Source organism: Pseudomonas sp. P108 (genome assembly GCF_032613195.1).
GTDB lineage: Bacteria > Pseudomonadota > Gammaproteobacteria > Pseudomonadales > Pseudomonadaceae > Aquipseudomonas.
Window position 1 is genome coordinate 4,913,094 of record NZ_CP126691.1, and the last position, 22,286, is coordinate 4,935,379.

Annotated in this window: 21 protein-coding genes, 6 tRNA genes and 1 pseudogene; 7 read left to right on the forward strand and 21 right to left on the reverse strand. The window is 59.8% G+C overall.

Features of this window, described 5'->3' with window-relative positions; all coding sequences use genetic code 11:
* Nucleotides 1–242: 242 nt before the first annotated feature.
* From murB to QOM10_RS21595, 8 genes are all read right to left on the reverse strand, one after another.
* Complete coding sequence (gene murB / locus QOM10_RS21560) at nt 243–1,262, reverse strand: UDP-N-acetylmuramate dehydrogenase (RefSeq protein ID WP_127929341.1); 1,020 nt, start codon at nt 1,260–1,262, stop codon at nt 243–245.
* Nucleotides 1,259–1,723 carry a low molecular weight protein-tyrosine-phosphatase gene (locus QOM10_RS21565; RefSeq protein ID WP_127929342.1) on the reverse strand — a complete coding sequence of 155 codons (465 nt, stop codon included), beginning with the start codon at nt 1,721–1,723 and terminating at the stop codon, nt 1,259–1,261. The genes murB and QOM10_RS21565 overlap by 4 nt, the downstream gene beginning before the upstream one ends.
* On the reverse strand, nt 1,723–2,487 hold the full coding sequence (gene kdsB / locus QOM10_RS21570; protein WP_127929343.1) for a 3-deoxy-manno-octulosonate cytidylyltransferase: 765 nt from the start codon (nt 2,485–2,487) through the stop codon (nt 1,723–1,725). The genes QOM10_RS21565 and kdsB overlap by 1 nt, the downstream gene beginning before the upstream one ends.
* Nucleotides 2,484–2,669 (reverse strand): Trm112 family protein, encoded by a 186-nt coding sequence (locus tag QOM10_RS21575; RefSeq protein ID WP_003174668.1) that lies wholly within the window; start codon nt 2,667–2,669, stop codon nt 2,484–2,486. Before QOM10_RS21575 ends, kdsB begins: the two co-directional genes overlap by 4 nt.
* Before the next feature lie 21 nt (nt 2,670–2,690).
* Entirely contained in the window at nt 2,691–3,701 is a 1,011-nt protein-coding gene (lpxK, locus tag QOM10_RS21580) for a tetraacyldisaccharide 4'-kinase (RefSeq protein ID WP_150750552.1), read from the reverse strand.
* Nucleotides 3,701–4,129 (reverse strand): ExbD/TolR family protein, encoded by a 429-nt coding sequence (locus tag QOM10_RS21585; RefSeq protein ID WP_127929345.1) that lies wholly within the window; start codon nt 4,127–4,129, stop codon nt 3,701–3,703. Before QOM10_RS21585 ends, lpxK begins: the two co-directional genes overlap by 1 nt.
* On the reverse strand, nt 4,126–4,761 hold the full coding sequence (locus tag QOM10_RS21590) for a MotA/TolQ/ExbB proton channel family protein (protein ID WP_007908216.1): 636 nt from the start codon (nt 4,759–4,761) through the stop codon (nt 4,126–4,128). The genes QOM10_RS21585 and QOM10_RS21590 overlap by 4 nt, the downstream gene beginning before the upstream one ends.
* Before the next feature lie 100 nt (nt 4,762–4,861).
* Nucleotides 4,862–7,096 (reverse strand): DNA internalization-related competence protein ComEC/Rec2, encoded by a 2,235-nt coding sequence (locus tag QOM10_RS21595; protein ID WP_160041422.1) that lies wholly within the window; start codon nt 7,094–7,096, stop codon nt 4,862–4,864.
* A 136-nt stretch (nt 7,097–7,232) separates the two neighbouring features.
* On the opposite strand from QOM10_RS21595, the gene QOM10_RS21600 reads away from it, so the two are divergent.
* On the forward strand, nt 7,233–7,751 hold the full coding sequence (locus QOM10_RS21600) for a DUF2062 domain-containing protein (RefSeq protein ID WP_007908202.1): 519 nt from the start codon (nt 7,233–7,235) through the stop codon (nt 7,749–7,751).
* Nucleotides 7,752–7,894: 143 nt separating this feature from the next.
* Here the strand turns inward: QOM10_RS21600 and QOM10_RS21605 are convergent, their stop codons facing one another.
* The 4 genes from QOM10_RS21605 to QOM10_RS21620 all read right to left on the reverse strand — a co-directional run bounded on the left by QOM10_RS21605 (nt 7,895) and on the right by QOM10_RS21620 (nt 11,053).
* Nucleotides 7,895–8,674: an ABC transporter permease gene (locus tag QOM10_RS21605; protein ID WP_008087860.1), complete on the reverse strand. Its 780-nt coding sequence runs from the start codon at nt 8,672–8,674 to the stop codon at nt 7,895–7,897.
* Nucleotides 8,671–9,603 carry an ABC transporter ATP-binding protein gene (locus QOM10_RS21610; RefSeq protein WP_127929347.1) on the reverse strand — a complete coding sequence of 311 codons (933 nt, stop codon included), beginning with the start codon at nt 9,601–9,603 and terminating at the stop codon, nt 8,671–8,673. Before QOM10_RS21610 ends, QOM10_RS21605 begins: the two co-directional genes overlap by 4 nt.
* A gap of 123 nt (nt 9,604–9,726) precedes the next feature.
* Complete coding sequence (locus tag QOM10_RS21615; RefSeq protein ID WP_127929348.1) at nt 9,727–10,350, reverse strand: glutathione S-transferase family protein; 624 nt, start codon at nt 10,348–10,350, stop codon at nt 9,727–9,729.
* A gap of 43 nt (nt 10,351–10,393) precedes the next feature.
* Nucleotides 10,394–11,053, reverse strand: coding sequence for a transglutaminase family protein (locus QOM10_RS21620; RefSeq protein ID WP_316916919.1), 660 nt, complete (start codon nt 11,051–11,053; stop codon nt 10,394–10,396).
* 248 nt (nt 11,054–11,301) lie between these two features.
* Here QOM10_RS21620 and QOM10_RS21625 point away from each other — a divergent pair, with 248 nt between their 5' ends.
* The gene (locus QOM10_RS21625) at nt 11,302–13,749 is read left to right on the forward strand and encodes an acyl-CoA dehydrogenase (protein ID WP_127929350.1); all 2,448 of its coding nucleotides are present in this window, start codon (nt 11,302–11,304) and stop codon (nt 13,747–13,749) included.
* A gap of 74 nt (nt 13,750–13,823) precedes the next feature.
* Nucleotides 13,824–14,231, forward strand: a complete 408-nt coding sequence (locus tag QOM10_RS21630) for a PA2817 family protein (RefSeq protein ID WP_039760212.1) — start codon at nt 13,824–13,826, stop codon at nt 14,229–14,231.
* 63 nt (nt 14,232–14,294) lie between these two features.
* Here the strand turns inward: QOM10_RS21630 and QOM10_RS21635 are convergent, their stop codons facing one another.
* A complete protein-coding gene (locus tag QOM10_RS21635) occupies nt 14,295–15,293 on the reverse strand; it encodes a LysR family transcriptional regulator (RefSeq protein WP_127929351.1) in 999 nt (332 codons plus the stop codon).
* Between the two features lie 90 nt (nt 15,294–15,383).
* Here QOM10_RS21635 and QOM10_RS21640 point away from each other — a divergent pair, with 90 nt between their 5' ends.
* The 3 genes from QOM10_RS21640 (at nt 15,384) to QOM10_RS21650 (ending at nt 17,510) form a co-directional block, all read left to right on the forward strand.
* A complete protein-coding gene (locus tag QOM10_RS21640) occupies nt 15,384–16,010 on the forward strand; it encodes an alanyl-tRNA editing protein (protein ID WP_316916920.1) in 627 nt (208 codons plus the stop codon).
* 89 nt (nt 16,011–16,099) lie between these two features.
* A complete protein-coding gene (locus QOM10_RS21645; protein ID WP_127929353.1) occupies nt 16,100–16,870 on the forward strand; it encodes a 2OG-Fe(II) oxygenase in 771 nt (256 codons plus the stop codon).
* 1 nt (nt 16,871) lies between these two features.
* Nucleotides 16,872–17,510, forward strand: a complete 639-nt coding sequence (locus tag QOM10_RS21650) for a LysE family translocator (RefSeq protein ID WP_316916921.1) — start codon at nt 16,872–16,874, stop codon at nt 17,508–17,510.
* Nucleotides 17,511–17,637: 127 nt separating this feature from the next.
* On the opposite strand, the gene QOM10_RS21655 is transcribed toward QOM10_RS21650, so the two are convergent.
* The 6 genes from QOM10_RS21655 to QOM10_RS21680 form a co-directional block, all read right to left on the reverse strand.
* Nucleotides 17,638–17,713, reverse strand: a tRNA-Gly gene (locus tag QOM10_RS21655).
* Nucleotides 17,714–17,715: 2 nt separating this feature from the next.
* A tRNA-Glu gene (locus tag QOM10_RS21660) sits at nt 17,716–17,791 on the reverse strand.
* Nucleotides 17,792–17,848: 57 nt separating this feature from the next.
* Nucleotides 17,849–17,924, reverse strand: a tRNA-Gly gene (locus tag QOM10_RS21665).
* Between the two features lie 3 nt (nt 17,925–17,927).
* Nucleotides 17,928–18,003, reverse strand: a tRNA-Glu gene (locus QOM10_RS21670).
* 104 nt (nt 18,004–18,107) lie between these two features.
* Nucleotides 18,108–18,183 (reverse strand) — tRNA-Gly (locus QOM10_RS21675).
* Between the two features lie 2 nt (nt 18,184–18,185).
* Nucleotides 18,186–18,261 (reverse strand) — tRNA-Glu (locus QOM10_RS21680).
* Nucleotides 18,262–18,644: 383 nt separating this feature from the next.
* Between QOM10_RS21680 and QOM10_RS21685 the strand changes: the two genes are divergently transcribed.
* Nucleotides 18,645–19,403, forward strand: coding sequence for a hypothetical protein (locus QOM10_RS21685; protein ID WP_174245077.1), 759 nt, complete (start codon nt 18,645–18,647; stop codon nt 19,401–19,403).
* Between the two features lie 843 nt (nt 19,404–20,246).
* Here QOM10_RS21685 and QOM10_RS31355 read toward each other — a convergent pair.
* On the reverse strand, nt 20,247–21,128 hold the full coding sequence (locus QOM10_RS31355; RefSeq protein ID WP_410479234.1) for a methyl-accepting chemotaxis protein: 882 nt from the start codon (nt 21,126–21,128) through the stop codon (nt 20,247–20,249).
* A pseudogene (locus QOM10_RS31360) lies at nt 21,108–22,214 on the reverse strand (HAMP domain-containing protein); the annotation flags it as partial. The gene QOM10_RS31355 and the pseudogene QOM10_RS31360, both read right to left, overlap by 21 nt.
* Between the last annotated feature and the right edge of the window lie 72 nt (nt 22,215–22,286).

Genomic DNA, 22,286 nt, shown 5'->3' on the forward strand with positions numbered 1-22,286 from the left:
CGCAGATCGACTCAGGCTAATCAGGCTCTCTTGTGCCGACGCGAACGTCTGCACTGGGCCTTTGGTGGAGCAAATGACGGTTATCGTTAGCTCGCTAAGTTAACCCAGCGTTAACAAAAAAGCCCTGCTGAGACAGGGCTTTTCAGTTACGAGCTTTTAGCTACAAGCTAAAAGTAAAAGCAGTAGCTGGCTCACGCTCAAGATTGTAGCTTGCCGCTAGAAGCTTGAAGCTCGACGCTGCTTCAATACCGATTGGGCTCCATTTCCAGCTCGACATTGAAACGTTCTGCAATGTCTTTCTGGATGCGTTGCGCCAGATCGAGCAATTGCAGACCGGTCGCGGCGCCGTAGTTGACCAACACCAGCGCCTGCAATTTATGCACGCCGGCATCGGCCTCACGGAAACCTTTCCAGCCAGCACGCTCGATCAGCCAGCCCGCGGCCAGTTTCATCTGCCCGTCGGGTTGCGCGTAGGCGACCACATCCGGGTGCTGCGCTTTGATCTGCGCGACGATGTCCGCCGACACCAGCGGGTTCTTGAAGAAGCTGCCGGCATTACCGAGCACTGCCGGATCCGGCAGTTTTTCACTGCGGATGCTGCAGATGGCGCGGCTGACGTCACTTGGCGTCGGCTGCTCGATGCCCTGCTCGGTCAGGCGCTGACGCACCGGGCCGTACTCCAGATGCAGATGCGCGACGCGATCGAGCGTAAAACGCACGCGCAAAATCAACCAACGCCCAGGCTGCTGTTTGAACAGGCTGTCGCGGTAGGCAAAGTTGCATTCTTCCAGGGTGAAATCACGTAGCTCGCCAGTCTGGCGATCCAGCGCCGTGAGCCCGGCAAACACATCCTTGATCTCGACGCCGTAAGCGCCAATGTTCTGCATTGGCGCAGCGCCGACAGTGCCGGGAATCAGGCTGAGGTTTTCCAGTCCGGAAAAGCCCAGCGCCAGCGTGTGCTGAACAAACGGATGCCAAGGCTCGCCAGCTTCAGCTTCGATTACCACACGGCTGCCGTCATCGCTGATCACGCGGATCCCGCGCGTCGCCATGCGCAGCACCAGCGCCGGGATATCCGCCGTCAGCAGCAAGTTGCTGCCACCGCCGATTACCAGTAACGGCACGTCGTGCGCGCTGGCATACGCCAGTGCTTCACGGACATCGGCATCGCTGTGGGCTTCGGCGAACAGTTGCGCGCGCACATCGACGCCAAAACTGTTGAACGGTTTCAGGGAAACCTGTGGTTGCACCTGCAAACTCATAACCGGCCCTTCACTTCGATCAACAATTGGTCACAAGCCGCTTCGATCAGATCCAGCACCTGCTCGAACCCCTGATTGCCGTCGTAATACGGATCCGGCACCTCATCGACCAACCCGGCATAACGGCGCAGGAACAGATCCAGTTCGGCCTTGCCAGTGGACGGTTGCAGCGCCTTGAGGTTGCGCAGGTTGCTGTTGTCCATCGCCAGAATCAGGTCATAACTGGCGAAGTCGGCGCGGCTGACCTGCTGCGCGCGTTGCGCCGACAGGTCATAGCCGCGCACTTTGGCCGCGGCCTGACTGCGTTTGTCCGGCGGGTTGCCGACGTGCCAGTCACCGGTGCCGGCGGAGGCCACTTCGACCTGATCCGCCAGCCCTGCGGCACGCAACTTGTGGCGCAACACGCCTTCAGCCGTGGGTGAACGGCAAATGTTGCCCAGGCACACAAACAGAACGCGCATCAGGCCCCCAGCAGGCGACGAACGCGCTCGAGGTCTTCGGCAGTGTCGACGCCAGTTGGCGGTGCGATCAGCGCATCGGCGACATGAATCCGCACGCCATGCCACAGGGCACGCAGTTGCTCGAGGGATTCAGTGTTTTCCAGCCAGCACGGGCCCCAGCTGACGAAGTCCTGGAGGAAACCGGCGCGGTAGGCATAGATGCCGATGTGGCGACGGTACGGCACGCCTTCAGGCAATTGCTCGCGGCTCTTGGCGAATGCATCGCGCGCCCAAGGCAAGGTCGAACGGCTGAAGGTCAGCGCCAGACCGTTGAGGTCGCTGACAACCTTGACCACGTTCGGATTGAACAGGGTTTCCACGTCCTCGATCGGCTCGGCCAGCGTGGCCATGCGCGCTTCGGTGTGGGCGGCGAGGTTGGCGGCGACCTGATCAATCACGCTCGGCGGGATCAGTGGCTCGTCACCCTGCACGTTGACCACGATCGCGTCAGGCTCAAGGCCCAGTTTCGCCGCGACTTCGGCCAGACGATCGGTGCCGGAATTATGGTCTTCACGGGTCAGCACCACTTCGGCGCCAAAGGCCTTGCAGGCCTCGACGATGCGCGCGTCGTCAGTCGCGACCACGACGCGGGTCGCGCTGCTTTTGCTCGCCTGTTCCCAGACGTGCTGGATCATTGGCTTGCCGGCGATGTCCAGCAGCGGTTTGCCCGGCAGACGGGTCGAGGCGAAACGCGACGGGATGACAACGGTGAAGGCAGTGGTCATTTATCCAGACGCTCGTCGGTGGTCAGAGTGCGGGCTTCGCTTTCGAGCATCACCGGGATGCCGTCGCGGATCGGATAGGCCAGACCGGCACCCTTGCTGATCAGTTCGGTCTTGTCGGCGCTGAGCTTGAGCGGGCCTTTGCAGATCGGGCACGCGAGGATGTCGAGCAATTTGGTGTCCATGAACATTCCCTGAGTAAAGAGTTAAGGCAAAAGCCGATCGGGCAACAGACGCATCAGTTGCGTGTCGAACCAGGCCACGAAGGCCGGCGACGGCACGGCATCGACCGCCAGATACCACCAGTCGGCAGCAGCGAAGGCACGGCACTTCACCGCATCCTTTTCAGTCATCACCAACGGCAATGACGGTGTGAAATTCAACGCCTGCACGCTGTATTCGGCGTGATCGGCAAACGCATGGGGGATTGCCCGCCAGTCTAGCGCTTCGAGGGTATTGAAGAAACGTTGCGGATTGCCGATCCCGGCGACCGCATGCACGCTTTGACCGGACGGAAAATGCTCGAGAGATTTGCGCTCGCCGCTGCGCAGGTTGACCAGCGCCGTCGGCTGCAGGCGAAAGGCGAAACCGTCGTCACGGTCTTCAGTCGCACCATTGAACAGCACGCCGTCGACGCTTTGCAGACGTTCGATCGGTTCGCGCAACGGTCCGGCAGGCAAGCAGCGTTTGTTGCCCAGACCACGGGCGGCGTCGATCAGCACCAGCTCCAGATCCCGCGCCAGACGGTAATGCTGCATGCCGTCGTCGGAGAGGATCAGATCCAGCGGCTCACTGGCGAGCAAGGCTTTGACAGCGGCGCTGCGATTGGGGTCGATCATCAGCGGCACGCCGGTGCGCTGGACGATCAGCAGCGGTTCGTCGCCAGCGATATCGGCGGTTTGATCGGCCTCAACGCGCCACGGCAACTGCGCGGGTTTGGCACCGTAACCACGGCTGACCACGCCGACGCGCAAACCGCTGCGCCGGCAATGTTCGATCAGCCAGAGAATCATCGGCGTTTTGCCGGTGCCGCCGACGGTGATGTTGCCGACCACGATCAGCGGCACTGGCGGCTGGTAAATCTCGCCTTCACCGTCGAGAAAGCGCTGGCGTTTACCCACCACCACGCGGCGGTACAACATTTCCAGCGGCCGCAGCAACGTCAGGGCCGGGTGCCCCTGATACCACGCAGCGAGCAAACGATCGGACAGGCTCATCAGGATTTGGGCGCCGCCTCGACCGTGGTCATGCGCAGATGGCTGAAACCGAGCTTGCCGGCCGCGTCCATGGCGGTGATCACGGATTGATGCTGAGTCTTGCCGTCAGCACTGATCGACAACGGCATGTTGGTGTCACCGTTGGATTCTTTCTGCATGGCTTCCATCAATGTCGCCAGATCGTTCTTCGGCAGAATCCTGTTGTTCACCGAAAACACGCCTTCGGCGCTGATAGCCACGTCGATCTGCTTGAGCTGCTGATCTTCGGCCGGAGAGCCGCTGACCGCTTCCGGCAGGTCGACGCGCAACTGGGTTTCACGGGTAAACGTGGTGGTCACGACGAAAAACAGCAGCAGAATGAACACCACGTCGATCAGCGACGCGAGGTTGATATCGATGGTTTCCCGAGGCTTGCGACGGAATTTCACGCGCGGCCCTCGGCCAGGTCGACGTCACGGTCACCCTGCACCACTTCAACCAGTTTGATCGCTTCCTGCTCCATGCCCACCACCAGTTCATCAATGCGGCGTTGCAGGAAGCGGTGGAAGAACACCGCCGGAATACCGACCATCAGGCCTGCTGCTGTGGTGATCAGCGCCTTGGAGATACCACCCGCCAGCACCGAAGCATTGGTGGTCATACCGGAACCGGTGAATGCGCTGAAGATATCGATCATGCCCAGCACCGTACCCAGCAGACCGAGCAGCGGCGACATCGCGGCGATGGTGCCCAGCGCATTGACGTAGCGTTCGAGCTCGTGGATGACGCGGGCGGCGGCTTCTTCAATGCACTCTTTCATGATCTCGCGACCATGCTTGGAGTTGGCCAGACCGGCGGCGAGGATTTCCCCCAGCGGCGAATTGGCGCGCAATTCCTTGAGTTTTTCTTTATTGAGCTGCTTGTCCTTGATCCAGACCCAGACCTGGCCCAGCAGATGCTCGGGGGTGACGCGACTGGCGCGCAGTGTCCACAGGCGTTCGGCGACGATCGCCATGGCCGCGATGGAGCTCAGAATGATCGGCAACATCATCCAGCCGCCGGATTTGACCAATTCCCACACAGTGACAGTCCCCTCGAAAAAGTGCGCCACTTTACCATACCGATCGACGATTAAGACCCGCCGCCCCGACGACCGTGATACCCATTGGCTCATGCCCCGATCAGCGGGCCAGCGCGGGCGGATCACGCCAGAAACGCCGCTGATGACGCATTGTGCGAGGCGGCGCGAAGGTGCCCAGTTGCACCTGAATGGCACCCTGCTCGGCGCTGTCGTAAATGCGCAGTCCCTGTTTGCGATAACGCGCCAGCACGGTCGGGTGCGGATGGCCGAAGGAATTGCCCTGCCCACGGGAAATCAGCACGGCTGCGGGTTGCAACACCTTGAGCAGCGCCATTGACGATGAACTGCGGCTGCCGTGATGGGGCGATTGCAGCCATGGCGTCGGCACGGCCAATGGACTGTCGAGCAGCGCACGTTCGGCGTGGGTGTCGATATCGCCGGTCAGCAACAGACGCTCGCCATTGGCCTCGATCTGCAAGACGCAGGAGCGCTGATTGCTGTCGCGGGCGTCCGCCCATTGCCAGAGTTGAAAAGCGACCCCGTCCCACTGCCATTGCCGGCCGCTTTCGCAGGCTTCGGCGCTCAACGCCTCAGGCAGTCCCGGCGGGTCACCGCTGATCACGCGATCGACGGTCAAACCACGGGTGATCGCCAGAGCGCCACCCGCGTGATCGGCATCCGCATGGCTGAGCAGCATCAGATCGAGTTTTTCCACTCTCAGTTTGCGCAACGCGGGCAGCACCACCCGCTCGCCGAGATCGAAATCACCAAAGCGCGGCCCAGCGTCATAGAGCAACGTGTGATGGCGGGTGCGGATCAGGATGGCCAGGCCTTGGCCGACATCCAGTTGCCAGATGTCGGCCAATCCCTCATCCAGCCGTTCGCGTGGCGGCACCACCAGCAGCAACAGCAATGGCCAGCCCAGCGGGCGCATTGGCACGCCGCGCGGCAACAGCAACAACACCGCGCCGAGACCGCCAGCAGCCAAGAACCAGGCGGGTATCGAGGGTGCGATCCATGCAGGCCAATGCCCGGCCATTATCGCCAGCGCGCGAAACAACCCGTCGATCAAACCACCGGCCAGCCACAGCAGCCCTTCGCCGACACAGGGTATGGGCAACAACATCGTCCCGAGCAACGCCGGCGGCAGCACGACAAGACTGACCCAAGGCACTGCAAGCAGATTGGCCAGCGGCCCGCTGAGACTGATCGGCAGGTTCAATGCCAGCAACACCGGGCACAAACCGATCGCAATCAACCATTGCGCCCGTGTCCAGGTCTGCCACCAGCGCCACGCGCCCAGGCGGCCGCCAAAGGTGAAAATCAACACCGCCACCGCCGCAAACGACAACCACAAACCCGGACGCAAACTCGCGAGCGGATCCAGCAACAGCACACCATTGAACGCCAGCAGCAGCGGCCACCATGCCCCCAGATGGCGAAAGCGCAAACGCCACAACAGTACCAGGCCGACCATCACGCAGGCGCGCTGCACCGGCACGTCAAATCCGGCAAGCAAGGCGTAACCCAGCGCCGCCGTAAACGCCAGCCCACAGGCCCATGGCAGCCACGGCCAACGCAGCGGCCACAGGCCAAATCGCGCCAACCCTGCGACCAGCCAATACATCACCGCCGCCAGCAAGCCGATATGCTGACCGGAAATCACCAACAAGTGCACGGTGCCGGTGTCCTGCAGAATCTGCCAATCCTCGCGACTGAGCCCGGACCCATCACCCAACACCAACGCGGCCAGAGCACCGGCCCGACCGTGCGCATCCACTGCAAGCAGGCGCTGACGAATGCTGTCGCGCCAGGCCCAACGCGCTTCGCTCAGGCGTTGACCATCCTTGATTGTGCCCGTCGCACCGATGCGTTGCGCCAGCAGCCATGCCTCGTAATCGAAAGCGTCCGGGTTGAGCAAACCACCGGGACGCTTGAGCTTGACCGCCAAGCGCCAGCGCTCGCCACTGTTGACCGGCGGCCCGGCGTACCAGGCGAGGCGCATCAGCGATGGCAGTTTTTCGTGACGTGAGCGTGCATCAGCCAACTCGAAACGCACCACACCGTCGCCGTTCTGCGGCAACCCGACCACCCGCCCTTCGAGCCAGCGGGTTTCGCCATCCAGTTCGGCCGGCAAGCGATCATTCAACGCCCATTGCGCACCGACGCTGGCCCAGGTGAAACCCAGCAGAAAAATCGCCAATGGATAGCTGCGAAACGGCAGCAACATCAAAGCCGTCACCGGCAACAACAGCATCAACCAGACCGGCGGTAAGGCCGGCATAAAAACCGGGGCCAGCAGACCGACTGCCAGCGCCATCATCCCTGTGCGCATAAGCCCGTCCTTGAGAGTCCCGCACTTAGGCATAGCGGGTGTCGGGCACGTGCGTCGTCAACAATTGTCACAAAGTCTGAATGGGCGCTTCGTAGAATCCAGACATACTTGCCGCCTTAACCGACCGAGAAGCCTTATGCCCCGGCGCTTATTCAAACGTTACATGCCCGATCCGACGAGCATCAGGGAACACAAATCCTTACGCTTTCTCGGCAAGTTGCTGCATGACCCGAACCTCTGGCACCTCAATCGTCACTCGGTCGCGCGGGCGATGGCGGTCGGCCTGTTCGCCGCATTCCTGCCGATTCCGGCGCAAATGCTGGTGGCCGCCGCCCTTGCCGTCATGGTGCGGGGGAACATGCCGATTGCGGTCAGTCTGGTGTGGCTGACCAATCCGATCACCATGCCGGCGGTGTTCTTCTGCACGTATCAGGCCGGGGCGTTTTTGATGGATGTGCCTGCCCGGCATCTGCCGGATGAGCTGACCTGGGAATGGATCAGCGGCGAGTTGTCGACACTGTGGCAGCCGTTTCTGCTCGGTTCGGTAGTGGTAGGGCTGGTGCTCGGCGCCCTCGCCTATTGCCTGGTAATGATGTACTGGCGCTGGTGGGTCGCGCGGCAATGGGCGCGGCGCAAGAAAAGTCGCATGCGCTGAATGCAAAACGGCCTCCGCAGTGGGAGGCCGTTTTGATTTGTGGCGTCTGTATTGGCCCTATCGCGAGCAGGCTCACTCCTACATTGGAATGCGTTCCCCTGTGGGAGCGAGCCTGCTCGCGAAGAAGTCGACGCGGTTCTGGATCAGGTACGCATACCACGCCCACTCACCAGCAACCGCGCACAACCGAGATACAACACCACCGTCGCCACCAGCATGAAGGTGATCGCGATACCAATCTTGATATCCGACACACCCAGAATCCCGTAACGGAACGCATTGACCATGTGCAGCACCGGGTTGGCCAGCGACACGGTTTGCCAGAATGGCGGCAGCAGCGTGATCGAATAGAACACCCCACCCAGGTACGTCAGCGGCGTCAGCACAAAAGTCGGGATGATCGAAATATCATCGAAATTGCGCGCAAATACCGCGTTGATGAAGCCCAGCAGCGAGAAAATCGTCGCCGTCAGCACCACCACAAGGATGGTCACCCCGAGGTGATGCACCTGCAAATGGGTGAAGAACAGCGACAGAATGGTCACGATCACGCCGACCATCAGGCCACGCAACACGCCGCCAATGGTGAAGCCAATCAGAATCGTGTGCGGCGACACCGGCGAGACCATCAGCTCTTCGATGGAACGCTGGAACTTGCTGCCGAAGAAACTCGACACCACGTTGCCGTAAGAGTTGGTGATCACCGACATCATGATCAGCCCCGGCACGATGTACTCCATGTAAGTGAAGCCACCCATGTCGCCGATTTGCCGACCGATCAGATTACCGAAGATCACGAAGTACAGAACCATGGTGATCGCCGGTGGCAGCAACGTCTGCGGCCAGATCCGCGTGAAGCGTTTGACCTCGCGGTAAACGATGGTCTGCAGGGCGACGAGGTTGGGACGGAATTCGGAACTCATACCGCCACCTTCGACAGATTTTTCTCCACCAGGGACACGAACAGCTCCTCGAGGCGATTGGTTTTGTTGCGCAGGCTCAGCACTTCAATGTTCTGCTGCGCCAACTGGGTGAACAACGCCGTAATGCCCATGGATTTGTCGACCTGAACTTCCAGGGTGTGGCTGTCGATCAACCGGGCCGGATAACCGAGCAGTTGCGGCGCGGCGCTCAAGTCGTTTTTCAGGTCCAGCAAAAAGGTTTCCACGTGCAACTGGCCCAGCAATTGTTTCATGCTGGTGTTCTCGACGATGGTGCCGTGGTCGATGATGCCGATGTTGCGGCACAACTGCTCCGCCTCTTCCAGATAGTGCGTGGTGAGGATGATGGTGATGCCTTTCTGGTTCAGTTCGGTGAGGAACGTCCACATCGAACGACGCAACTCGATATCGACGCCTGCAGTCGGCTCATCGAGGATCAGCAGACGCGGTTCATGCACCAGCGCACGGGCAATCATCAGACGGCGCTTCATGCCGCCGGACAACGAACGCGACGGCACATCGCGCTTGTCCCACAGGCCCAATTGCGTCAGGTACTGCTCGGCGCGTTCCTTGGCGATCTTCGCCGGAATGCCGTAGTAGCCGGCCTGAGTCACGACGATGTCGAAGGTCTTTTCGAACTGGTTGAAGTTGAATTCCTGAGGCACCACGCCGATCGAGCGCTTGAGCTGCGCAGGATTTTTGTCCAGGTCATGACCGAAGATATTCACCGTGCCGCTGGTTTTGTTCACCAGGGTCGAGAGAATGCCGATGGTCGTGGATTTGCCAGCACCGTTGGGGCCGAGCAAGGCGAAAAAATCACCTTCGGCAACGTCCAGATCGATACCACTCAAGGCCTGGAACCCGTTGCCGTAGGTTTTGGTTAGCTGCCGGATGGACAGAGCGGAACTCATATCTGATTTACGCACCATTGAAGGGAAAAAGGAGACGGCGGCGAAGGATCGAACCGCAGCGCAAGTGCGCAATGGTGCTTGCCGCCGCCGTACAAGTACAGTCAAGTGTGTCGATAGTAGGTATTAAGTCAACGCGGTCATGACGGCTTTCTGGTAAGCCGGACGCTGCTTCAGGCGCTCGTACCAGGCTTGCAGATGCGGTTGCGGGGCGCGTTCGATGGGCATCTCGAACCAGGCATAAATGAAACTGCCGAGCGGGATGTCACCCATGCCGATGTCTTTTCCGGAAAGGTAAGGCTGACTGGCCAAGGCACTGTCTGCCATGCTCAGCAACTCGCTGCATTCCTTGATCGCGGCATTGATCGCCGCCCAGTCCTGCTTGTCCGCAGGCGTGCGCAACACGCCCCAGAACACCGTGCGGAAAGGCCCGGCGAAACTCGAGGTGGTCCAGTCCATCCACTTGTCAGCGATAGCGCGGGCTTGCGGATCCGCCGGATACCAAGCGCTGTCGGGCGCATGCCTGGCCAGCAGATAGCGCACGATGGCGTTGGATTCCCACAACACGAAACCGTCGTCTTCAATCACCGGCACCCGACCGTTCGGGTTCATCGCCCGGTACTCGGGCGTGTCGACTACGCCAAACGCGCCACCGGCATCAATCGCCTCGTAAGCCAGACCGAGTTCCTCGGCGGCCCACAATGGCTTCCTGACATTCGATGAGTTTTTCCGTCCCCAGATCTTCAGCATGACCGCCTCTTTTCAAATGCGTGGGCAGGCAGCATACGCCGGATCAGACCCGGCTCAAATCACTCTGCATATCGCCCAGCAATGGCGGCTGATGATCGGTGAACAGGTGCGGATAGCACTTTTGCAGATGCTCGAAGAAGAAGGTTTCCGGGACATCGGCGAATTGGCCGTGATCGACCAGATACTCCATCAACTGTGCCCCATCGCGGTTGAACGGGTGGAAAACGCTGTCGTTGATACCGTCGAACTCCAGCGGCGCGACATTGAACAACTCGCAGAGCTTCTGGTTGAACGCCGGCGTGGCCTTGACCCAGCGACCCTCTAGAAAAAACTCGGTATAGCCGTGCATGGCGAACATATCGCTTTTCAATAACTCGAGCAGACGCGGGGTCGACAGGTGATTTTTCACATCGGCCAGACCGATCCGCGCCGCGATTCCGCAATGCCGCGCGCAGCCCGCCAGCAGCGTGGCTTTCGGTACGCAATAACTCTCCCCCGTCGCCAGCGCATAACTGCCGCGCAAGGTCTGCGGATCACGGCTGAAGGTATAGGGGTTGTAGCGCACGGCCTCACGCACCGCGTAATAAAGACTGATCGCCTGCGCGAGCGGATCGCGGCTGGCACCACGGTGCTGTTCGGCGAACTCCACCACCGCCGGGTGGTCACTATCGATGAAGCGGCCGGGGCTCAGATATTCGTGCATGACGACAATCTCCTGGGTGAGCCCCGAGTCTAGCGACAGCGTCAGCACAGAGATAACGACGTTTCGGCCAAACTTGGACGCATAGGCGCGGATTGATCGAACGATTTCCCACACGTGTTGCCCACCGAACCTACGAAAACCATCCGGGGTTTCCCACGATTTCAATCACCTTGGTCTGACCACCCGGTTTTACAGATGCGGTCTAAGCTCTGGAGGGTCGATTTGCCTTGGTTCACGGAGGACTGAATATGCTGTTGTTGTGGATACTGGTTTTGATCGTTGGCGTGGCGTATCTCGCCCACCGGCGTATCGCCCCGCTGCCCGCGTTGGGCATCGTTGCCGTCTACCTCTTGGCGATGGGGATATTCAGTCACGCACCGGGCTGGCTGTTGCTGGTGTTCTGGGTACTGCTGGCGGTGGTCGCTGCACCGTTGCTGCTGCCCGACCTGCGCCGCAAGCATTTCACGGCGCCGCTGTTCAGCTGGTTCCAGAAAACCCTGCCACCGATGTCGCAGACCGAACGCGACGCGATCGACGCCGGCACCGTGTGGTGGGATGGCGAGCTGTTCAGCGGTCGTCCGGACTGGGACAAACTGCTGGCCTATCCGAAGGTGCAACTGAGCGAAGAAGAGCAAGCGTTCATTGACGGCCCGACCGAGGAACTCTGCGCCATGGTCACCGACTGGCAGATCGGCCAGTCGATGGACCTGCCGCCCGAAGCCTGGACGCACATCAAGGAACACGGCTTTTTTGCCCTGATCATTCCGAAAGAATTTGGCGGTAAAGGCTTCTCGGCCTACGCCCACTCGCAAGTGGCAATGAAACTCGCCACCCGCAGCGGTGACCTCGCCTCCACCGTCATGGTGCCGAACTCACTCGGCCCGGCCGAACTGCTGCTGCACTACGGCACCGACGAGCAACGCAATCACTACCTGCCACGCCTGGCCCGTGGCGATGACATTCCGTGCTTCGCCCTCACCGGCCCGCTCGCTGGCTCCGATGCCGGGGCGATGCCCGACACCGGGATCATCTGCAAAGGTCAGTGGGAAGGTCAGGAAGTCATTGGCCTGCGCCTGAACTGGGAAAAGCGTTACATCACCCTCGGCCCGGTTGCCACACTCCTCGGCCTGGCGTTCAAGGCGTATGACCCGGAGCATCTGCTGGGTGACAAAGAGGACCTTGGCATCAGCCTGGCGCTGATTCCGACCGATACCGCCGGCGTGGAGATCGGTCGTCGCCACCTGCCATTGGGTGCGGCGTTCATGAACGGTCCGAACTCGGGCAAGGACGTGTTCATCCCGCTGGACTTCCTCATCGGCGGTCAGGAAATGCTCGGCAAGGGCTGGATGATGCTGATGAACTGCCTGTCGGTCGGCCGTTCGATCTCGTTGCCGGCAGTCGGCACAGGTGCGGCCAAGTTCACCAGTCTGGTCACCGGCCAATACGCGCAGATTCGTGAACAGTTCAATGTGCCGTTGTCGGCGTTCGAAGGTATTCAGGAAGCCATGGCGCGCATCGGCGGCAACGCGTGGATGATGGACGCCGCGCGGATGCTCACCGCCAACGCGGTGGATTTGGGCGAGAAACCGTCGGTGCTGTCGGCGATCCTCAAGTATCACCTCACTGAGCGCGGCCGCGAATGCATCAGCCACGCCATGGACGTCCACGGCGGGAAAGCGATCATCATGGGGCCGAACAATTACCTCGGTCGCAGCTGGAACGGTGCACCGATCTTCATCACCGTGGAAGGCGCAAACATACTCTCGCGCAACCTGATGATCTTCGGTCAGGGCGCGATTCGCTGCCATCCGTTCGTACTGAAGGAAATGGCTCTGGCCGGTCGTGAGGACAAGGATCAGGCACTGAAAGAGTTCGACGGCCTGCTGCTCAAACACATAGGTTTCGCCGTGAGCAACGCCGCCAGCACGCTCGTGCTGAACCTCGGCTTCGGCCACTTCGAACATGCGCCGGGCGACAAGATCAGCCAAGGCTACTTCCGCGCACTCAACCGTCAGGCAGCGGCATTTGCCATGCTCGCCGACTTCAGCATGATGCTGCTCGGCGGCGAACTGAAGCGCCGCGAGCGTCTGTCGGCACGCTTGGGTGATGTGCTGAGTAATCTGTATCTGGCCTCTGCCGCACTCAAGCGTTACCACGATCTGGATTCGCCGGCCTACATGGAACCGCTCTTCCGTTGGGCGATGGAAGAAAGCCTCGGCCAATCGGAACGGGCACTGGATGAGTTGCTGCGCAACTTCCCGAACAAGGTATTCGGCTGCCTGCTGCGAGGCATTGTGTTTCCGTTCGGCCGTCGTCACAAAGGCCCGTCGGACAAACTCGGGGCCGAAGTGGCTGGCGTCATTGGTCGCGCCAAGGGCGATCCGGCGCTGGAAGAACTGCTTGCCGGTTGCTATCGCCCACAGTCTGCAGACGATGCAGTCGGCGCGTTGCAACACGCCAGCGATCTGCTGAATGCCGCACAGCCGCTGCACAAAAAACTGCACACCTCGCTGAAAAGCGGTCAGGTGAAACCGGTCGCGGGCGAACACGCCATCGATGCGGCGCTGGAGGCCGGGGTGTTGCAACCGGTAGAAGCGCAGAGCTTGCGTGATGCCGAAGCGGCGCGACGCAAGGTGATCGATGTCGATGATTTCGACAAAGAAGAACTGAAACAGGCAGAGGGCAAAGTCCGCTGATCCTGACAAGCATGTCCAAGAGGGCGCAGGGGCTTTATACTCCCGCGCCCGTTTTGCTCTTGAGGACTTATCTCGTGTCCAACGTCGTTGCCGACCATCTTGTTTTGCTCGACCACCTGCGCAGTATCCTGGTCGCCGTAGGTGAGGCCGAACAGGTTCCTGAAGAAAGCCATGCCTTGTTCCTGGAGCGCTTCGACGAACTGCTGGCATCGCTGCCGATCGACCCGATCGAAAGCCAGTACCTGGGCCAGGACATCCTGACTCAAGTGATTAGCCGTTACCCGCAAATCGCCCACCTGATCCCGCGCGATCTGCTGTGGTTCTTCGCCGGTGACTGCCTGCACTACTTGTCCGATGAAGAGATCGACCTGTATCAGGCGCTGGAAGAACGCCGTTACGAAGCTGAACAGAACGACGAACCGTTCGACTGGAATCAGGAAAAACAGCTGCTCGCGATGTCCGCTCAGGACAGCAAGCACTGATTTTCGCTCTGCTACGAACAGGCCCGCACGGTGATCCATGCGGGCCTTTTCTTTGCGCGGGCGTTAAAGCAAGCCTTCGCTTTCGGGCAATTCGTACTCCATCGATACTTTGCTCCCTTCGCCCGACTTGCCCGGCTTGCTCAGGGTCGGCTCCTTTTGCAGACACTCCACCAGAAAATCGATAAACACCCGCAACTTCGGTGGCAGATACCGCGTCGGCGAATGCAGCAACCACAGCCCGCCGTGATAGGACGCAAGGAACGTCCAGTCCGGCAACACCTGCACAATCAACTTCTGCTCAAGTGCATAGCGGGCGGTGAAGTACGGCAGGCTGCCGATGCCGATGTGCTGCAACACCGCGCCCAATCGCACGCCGGTGTGATTGGCGGCATAGCGACCGCGCACACCCACCGTCACAGCCTTGCTGCCTTTCTTGAATTTCCAGCGCGCGTCGCTCGGGGTTTCGCCCAGATAGATACAGCTGTGATTGAGCAAGTCATGAGGGTGAGTCGGCGTACCGTGTTCGGCCAGATACTGCGGCGTCGCGCAGAGCAAATGGTCGATCGTCAGTAGCTGTCGACCGACCAGCCCGGCCGGTGGCCGATCCGTGATGCGAATGGCCAGATCAACATGATCGTCGATCAGATCGACCTGACGATCTTCCAGCAGCAACTCGACATCGACCTTGGGATAACGCCGCAGAAATTCCGGCATATGCGGATGAATCACAAAGCGCCCCACCGCTTTCGGCACGCTGACCCGCACCAGGCCTTCGGCTTCATGGGTGAACTGACCGCTGATTTCCATGACGGACTTGGCTGCGCTGACCATTTCCTGACAGCGCTTGAACACCTCCTCGCCGCCGTCACTCAGGCGCAGTTTGCGCGTGGTGCGCTGCAGCAATCGTGTGGCCAGGGCTTTTTCCAGGCGCGAAATACTGCGACTCACCGCTGACGGCGATGAACCCAGTTGCCGAGCCGCTTCAGAAAAGCTGCCGGTCTCCACGACCTTGACGAAAATCGCCATTTCACCGAGCAGCGGTAGCGGCAGATTGATGCTCACAGCGCACAAGTCCTTTGATGTTTGAACGGATTATCACGTTATTACACGATTCATATAATAAAAACAGAAACTTTAATAAGGGCATGGAATATGACGCTTCGCCTCTTTTTCCATAGTGATGACCTCAAGGCCAATGTGGAAGTCCTCGACTGCACGCCCCAAGAGAACGAATTTGCCGTGGTGCTGCGCGCCACATTGTTCCATCCGCAAGGTGGCGGTCAGCCGTGTGATACCGGCTGGATCGGCGAGAGCCAGGTACTGCGTGTAGTGCAGGAGCCGGACCGGATCATTCATTTTGTCGATCGACCGGTGGCGCTCGGCATGACCTGCATCCGCATCGACGAGGAGCGCCGTCGCTTCAACACACGCATGCATTCGGCCGGGCATCTGATCGGGCATTTCGTGCAAGCCCTGGGCTGGACGCCGATCAAGGCACACCACTGGCCGGACGAAGGTCGAGTGCAATTCAAGCCCGGCGATGCCGCGCAGGAAGTCGACGCCGAGACCGTTCAGTGCGGCATCGGCCAGTGGATCGAACACGATCTGCCCCGCCTGACCTCGCTGCGCGAAGGTGCGCGGGAGATCGGTTTCGGTGAACTGCCCGCCTACGGCTGCGGCGGCACCCATGTACGTAGCCTGAAGGATCTGGGCACAGTCACGATCGCGTCCCTTTCGCAGAAGAAAGGCACGTTGTCCGTCCACTACAGCGTGGATTGAGCATTCCGGACGTTGCCTCACGCAGCGTCCGACGCCGGGGAACTGCACTCGCAGCTTCCGTAGACTATCGATAGATGGACCTAAAAAAAATGATGCTAGACGTCGAGCGTCTCGATGAGACGTGCATAAAAAAACTGGCCAACGAAGAAGTCCTCGCCATCCGCGTCAAAGGCTTTTTGCCGGAGCCACTGGCCATTCAGATTGGCGACAAGATTCTCGCTCCAGGCTTTGAGGGTTACATCAACGCGCCGAGTATCGGCCGCATCGGCATGGCTTTTTATGAGGCGGAAAACCAGCCGCTGCTGATCGAGGATTACTTCGAACGCGCTACCAGCAACATCGCTGAACTGCGCAATCGCTGCGCGCCCTACTCCTCACCCATCGATACCTTGCGCTGCATGCTCGACGAATCCTGGCCGGCCGGCGCGCATCTGGAAAATCTTTATGGCCGGAAAATGTATGTCGGCCTCTCACGAGTAGTGAAACCGGGGGTGTGCTTCCTAGCCCATCACGACATTTTCGCCAAGGATGCCCCGGACAGCTTCCAGGCACGCAGCCTGGAGGCGCAGTTTGCCTGCAACGTCTATCTGAACATGCCGACCGAAGGCGGCGCGCTGCAGGTGTGGGACGACGACATCACCCCGGACCAATTCGACGAGATGCGTGGCGACAGTTACGGCATCGAACCGGCGCTGCTCGGCCCTCCCGCCCTCGAAGTGAGACCGCAACCCGGCGATTTCATCATGTTCAATTCGCGGCGCATGCACTCGGTGACCCCAGGCGTGGCCGATCCGCGCTTGAGCCTGTCCTTTTTTGTCGGCTATCGCGGCAATGCTTCACCCCTGACCTACTGGAGCTGAGATGTATTCGAATTATCTGGGCGAGTTTCTGGCGCTGGCAACCATTCACTTTCTGGCCGTGGTTGCTCCCGGCCCGGACTTCGCAGTCACGATTCGCCAAAGCGTACGCTTTGGCCGATTGGTGGGGATCTGCACGGCGCTGGGTATCGGTGCAGGGATTTCCGTGCACGTGCTCTACACACTGCTGGGGGTCGGGGCATTGATGCACACCACCCCGTGGTTGCTGACCGTGGCCAAAGTGGTTGGCGGTGCCTACATCCTGTATCTGGGTGTCAGCCTGCTGCGCAGCAAACCGAAATCGTCCCTTGAAGGCGAGAAAACCAGCGAGGAACCGGTAGTTGAACAAACCTTGTTCAAAGCCTTCAGCACCGGTTTTCTGACCAATGCGACCAACCCCAAAGCCACGCTGTTTTTCCTGGCCATTTTCACCACGATCATCAGCGCCAGCACACCCCTGCAAATCCAGGCCTTTTACGGTTTGTGGATGTGCTTTGTGAATGCGCTGTGGTTTGTTGTGGTCGCGCTGTTTTTCTCGAGCAGTCGGGTTCGAGTGCTGTTCATGCGCATGGGGCATTGGTTCGAACGCACCATGGGAGCGGTGCTGATCCTGTTTGCCGGTCGCTTGATGCTGTCCTGGTAGCAGACGCAAAAACGCAAAAAGGCCCACCGAATCACTTCGGCGGGCCTTTTTCTTTAGCGCTGACAGCACAGCCACAAATCCCGCGCATACAAAAACTCCGCTCTATTGAGCGGCGTTTTTGTGAATATGGAGCGGGAAACGAGACTCGAACTCGCGACCCCGACCTTGGCAAGGTCGTGCTCTACCAACTGAGCTATTCCCGCAATGGCGTCCCCTAGGGGACTCGAACCCCTGTTACCGCCGTGAAAGGGCGGTGTCCTAGGCCACTAGACGAAGGGGACACAGGCTACAACTTTCACTAATAAAAACGCCGCTCACTGAGCGGCGCTTTTAGAATTTGGAGCGGGAAACGAGACTCGAACTCGCGACCCCGACCTTGGCAAGGTCGTGCTCTACCAACTGAGCTATTCCCGCAAATGGCGTCCCCTAGGGGACTCGAACCCCTGTTACCGCCGTGAAAGGGCGGTGTCCTAGGCCACTAGACGAAGGGGACACGCTACCCGGAACACATGGTGTGTGTTTCGGTGTCCAGATCCTTGCCCGAAGACTTGGTTCTGGTTTCACTCAGCACCGCCCGAAAGCACTGCTGTTTAAAATTGGAGCGGGAAACGAGACTCGAACTCGCGACCCCGACCTTGGCAAGGTCGTGCTCTACCAACTGAGCTATTCCCGCATTGGCGTCCCCTAGGGGACTCGAACCCCTGTTACCGCCGTGAAAGGGCGGTGTCCTAGGCCACTAGACGAAGGGGACACACTACAACATTCACTCCCTGCCGCGCTTCGCTGTGTGCTTTACGCTGCAAGTGGCGCGCATTCTATGGATGGATTGAGAGGTCGTCAACCCCTTGATATAAATTTATTTAAATCAATGACTTCGACCTGCTTTACGGCGGCAATCAGGCTTTTCCGTCGCCCGACGATTGACGCCTATATTCCGCCACTCGCCAAGACGCTATAGTCCACCCACAGTGATGGCAATCTGAACCCGCAGCGCCAGCATTCATATAAGCAGCGTGCGGCCGATACAGATTGAACCTGCCGAACCAACCAGTCGAGCGGCGCTAGGCGGTTAAATGCCCAGCCACTACACTCGCATGCGAACCCTATAAAGAGGTCTTACCGGTGACACCACTCATGATCACCCTGCTAGTCATAGCCGGGATCGCAATTCTGATCGCCATTGGCTACATGAACCATGTGGTGGAAAACAACAAACTGGAGAAGGCCCGCACCAAGGTCGAACTCAACGACCGCCTGCGCCGTTGCGGCGAACTGACCGAAACCTTCCCGGGCCAGTTCATGACCCCGGCACTCAAGCTGCTGCTGACCCGTCTGGAACTGAACGTCTGCCAGCGCCTGCTGAACCTGGAAAAAACCAGCGCCACCACCAAAGCGCGCATCACCGAACTGAGCGCCCTGGTCGCCCAAGGCGAATCGATCCCGGTCAACAACCCGCCGTCGCCGATTCTGACCGAAGCCAAAGCCAAAGACGTGCGCTTCCTGCTCGAAGCCCTCCACGGCCAAATCACCCGTGCCGCTCACGACGGCTTCCTGCCACCGAACGAAGCCAAACACTGGATTCGCGAAGTCCGCCATATTCTGGTGCTGCTGCACATCGAGTTCTTCAATAACCTCGGCCAACAGTCCCTGCAACAAAACCAGCCCGGCCAGGCCCGCCTCGCCTTCGAACGCGGCGTGCAATACCTGCGCAAACAGCAGGATCCACAGATGTATGCAGAGCAACTGCAATACCTGGAAAAACTGCTGGCCCGCGCCAACGCCCAAGTCATGGACAAAATCGCACCGGTTGAAGGTGAAGAGAACCAACTGACTGCCGGCCTCAAAGATGTCGAGGCCGATGCGGACTGGAAAAAGAAAGTGATATACGACTGATTGCAGAAGTTGAAAGAGAAGCCACCGAGAGGTGGCTTTTTTGTGGGCTCGCGAGAGTGAACACGATAGACGCCCGGTGAATGTGAGAACGCTTTCGCGAGCAAGCTCGCTCCCACAGGGTTTGAGTACATCCGGCAGAGATGGGTTGGCCGCCAGGCCGAGATCGCGAGCAGGCTCACTCCTACAATGGGATTGAGCACATCTGACAGAGCTTGGTCGGCTGTCAGGCCGCCTTCGCGAGCAGGCTCGCTCCCACAGGGTTTGAGTACATCCGGCAGAGATGGGTTGGCCGCCAAGCCGCTATCGCGAGCAGGCTCACTCCTACAATGGGGTTGAGCAAATCTGACAGAGCTTGGTCGGCTGTCAGGCCGCCTTCGCCGGAACACCGCCCGGAGCAAGCTTGTTCCCACAAAAGAGCAAGAGCAGACCGTGCATCGCTTCTGCTTCCCACCACTCAACAGGATGAGCGTTAGCTCGGCTGCTGCTCTTGATCTTGATCTGAAAGCCCGTCGGCAGGCTGAGTGGAGGGATTGATCCGGGGGTGGGAGCGCAGCGACCGTTCGACGAAGTCGAACACATCGAGAGGAGGTGCAGCGAAGCAAACCGTAGGCGATGCCCCCGGATCGATCCCGGAGCGAAGGAACCCCGAGCCCCAGCGAGCGGGCCGAACGTCAGGGCAAAGACCTTTGGTTACTTTGGGGCGTTTGCCAAAGTGACCCGCCGTAAGGGCGGAACCCTAATCAGCAACACCCACAGCAACGGATATACACCCAAAACCCCAAGAGCATGGTCGGCCCAAAGGCCGCCAAGCCCAAAGCGTCAAAGCGTCAAAGCGTCAAAGCGTCAAAGCCGAAAATGCCCAACCATCCCCCGCAACTCACTCCCCAACTGCGCCAGCTCAACACTCGAAGCCGCATTCCCGCGCATCGCGATCGACGACTGATCCGCACTTGCGCGAATACTCGTCACACTGCGATTGATCTCCTCCGCCACCGAACTCTGCTCCTCGGCCGCCGCCGCAATCTGCTGATTCATCTGCTGAATCAACGACACCGCCGCCGCAATACTCCCCAGCGCACTCTCGGTCTGCAACGCATCACTGACCGCCAGCTTCACCAACTCCCCGCTGCTCTGAATCTGCTGCACCGAAGCATGCGCCGCCGAGCGCAGCGCACTGACCAGCCGTTCAATTTCCTCAGTCGATTGCTGCGTGCGCCGAGCCAGTGCACGTACCTCATCGGCCACCACCGCAAAGCCTCTGCCCTGCTCACCTGCCCGTGCTGCCTCAATCGCAGCATTCAACGCCAACAGATTGGTCTGTTCGGCAACGCTTTTGATCACTCCCAGCACCGTGCCGATATTCTGGATTTCCGCACTGAGGCTTTCGATGCTGGAACTGGCCGATGTCGCCGAGTCGGCCAATTGTTCGATCCGTGCCATGCTCTGGCGCACCACCTGCTGACCACTCTCGACCTTGTCATCCGCCGTCTGCGCGGCCAGCGCCGCTTCTTCGGCGTTGCGCGCAACGTCATGCACGGTGGCGGTCATCTGGTTCATCGCCGTGGCGACCTGCTCGGTTTCCTCCTTTTGGCTGCTGACCTCGAGGTTGGTCTGCTCAGTGACCGTCGACAACGATTGCGCCGAACTGGCCAGTTGCTCGATCCCCGCCTGCAAACCACTGACGATGGTGCTCAGACCCGCGCCCATCTGTTGCATCGCCAGCATCAACTGACCGATCTCGTCGCGCCGGGTCACTTCCACCGTTGCACTCAAGTCACCAGCGGCAATCTGCTGGGCGACCCGAATCACGCTGCGCAATGGCGCGACGATCAGTCGGGTAATCAGCCACGCCGCGAGCAAGCCGACCAACAACGCCAGCGCCGATGAACCAATGATCAACAGCGAGTTTTTCTTCAGTTCCGCCTGCATCGCGCCGTCTTCAGCGACATACGCCTGATTCACCCGCTCGACCACTTGGTCGGCACGCTGGTGCAATTGCTCGTAGACGGTCTTTTCCTGCGCGAGCAATCCGGTGTACTCGGCCAGTTTGTCGTTGAAACCGGCGATATGCCCGGACACTTCATTGAGCACGGTCAGGTAACCCTCGTCCTTGACCGTGGTTTTCAGTTCTTCGGCCTGCGTCTGGGCCTGTGCGGCCTGTTCGATATTGCCTTTGCCGGCACCGTCGGCATCGCCCTTGCGGCTTTGATCCAGACGAATCCGCGCTTCGTTCATTGCCTGCAGCATCAAGCGCGAAACCTGACTGACCTGACTGGCCTGTTCGATGAACTGCGCCCCGTCCTTGCCCTCGGTGTCCTTCAAGGTATATGCACCGTCGTCGGCAAGCCCGGCCTGCAAGACATCAAGATTATTGGCCACACTGGACACCGACCAACTGGCCATTTCCAGCGCGAGGTCCTTGGCCTGAGTCAACGACACAAACTCGTCGAACGCCTTGCGATAAGCGCCGAGCGACTGCTGCACATCATTCATGACCGGCACATTGGCCGCCGACTGCGCTTTGAGCTGATCAGCCAGAGCAACCAGTTCGTCGACGCCCTTACGCAGGGCATCGGCCGTCTTCGGATCGCCTCGCAAGGCATATTCCTGCTCGAGCAGGCGCACTTTGAGCAGGCCACTGTTAAGCGAGGACATCTGTTTCAGACCATCGAAACGATGACTGATGGTTTGCAGGGACCAGACGCCAATGGCCGCCACCAGCGCGGTCAGAAGCAAAACCAATACAAACCCGATACCCAGTTTTTTTGCCATACCGAGGTTGGCAAAACGTCCTTGCATGGCCGAAATCATTGCGCGTAGTCCCCTGCCATTGTCAGTAGAGCGAAGAGTCGCAACGGCCACTCACCCGCACAAGTCTCTGGC

Coding starts and splice junctions, on each gene's coding strand:
- murB (WP_127929341.1), bottom strand. CDS start 1,262: ATGAGTTTGCAGGTGCAACCACAGGTTTCCCTGAAACCGTTCAACAGT.
- QOM10_RS21565 (WP_127929342.1), bottom strand. CDS start 1,723: ATGCGCGTTCTGTTTGTGTGCCTGGGCAACATTTGCCGTTCACCCACG.
- kdsB (WP_127929343.1), bottom strand. CDS start 2,487: ATGACCACTGCCTTCACCGTTGTCATCCCGTCGCGTTTCGCCTCGACC.
- QOM10_RS21575 (WP_003174668.1), bottom strand. CDS start 2,669: ATGGACACCAAATTGCTCGACATCCTCGCGTGCCCGATCTGCAAAGGC.
- lpxK (WP_150750552.1), bottom strand. CDS start 3,701: ATGAGCCTGTCCGATCGTTTGCTCGCTGCGTGGTATCAGGGGCACCCG.
- QOM10_RS21595 (WP_160041422.1), bottom strand. CDS start 7,096: ATGCGCACAGGGATGATGGCGCTGGCAGTCGGTCTGCTGGCCCCGGTT.
- QOM10_RS21600 (WP_007908202.1), top strand. CDS start 7,233: ATGCCCCGGCGCTTATTCAAACGTTACATGCCCGATCCGACGAGCATC.
- QOM10_RS21605 (WP_008087860.1), bottom strand. CDS start 8,674: ATGAGTTCCGAATTCCGTCCCAACCTCGTCGCCCTGCAGACCATCGTT.
- QOM10_RS21610 (WP_127929347.1), bottom strand. CDS start 9,603: ATGAGTTCCGCTCTGTCCATCCGGCAGCTAACCAAAACCTACGGCAAC.
- QOM10_RS21615 (WP_127929348.1), bottom strand. CDS start 10,350: ATGCTGAAGATCTGGGGACGGAAAAACTCATCGAATGTCAGGAAGCCA.
- QOM10_RS21620 (WP_316916919.1), bottom strand. CDS start 11,053: ATGCACGAATATCTGAGCCCCGGCCGCTTCATCGATAGTGACCACCCG.
- QOM10_RS21625 (WP_127929350.1), top strand. CDS start 11,302: ATGCTGTTGTTGTGGATACTGGTTTTGATCGTTGGCGTGGCGTATCTC.
- QOM10_RS21640 (WP_316916920.1), top strand. CDS start 15,384: ATGACGCTTCGCCTCTTTTTCCATAGTGATGACCTCAAGGCCAATGTG.
- QOM10_RS21645 (WP_127929353.1), top strand. CDS start 16,100: ATGATGCTAGACGTCGAGCGTCTCGATGAGACGTGCATAAAAAAACTG.
- QOM10_RS21650 (WP_316916921.1), top strand. CDS start 16,872: ATGTATTCGAATTATCTGGGCGAGTTTCTGGCGCTGGCAACCATTCAC.
- QOM10_RS21685 (WP_174245077.1), top strand. CDS start 18,645: ATGATCACCCTGCTAGTCATAGCCGGGATCGCAATTCTGATCGCCATT.
- QOM10_RS31355 (WP_410479234.1), bottom strand. CDS start 21,128: ATGCTGGCGATGCAACAGATGGGCGCGGGTCTGAGCACCATCGTCAGT.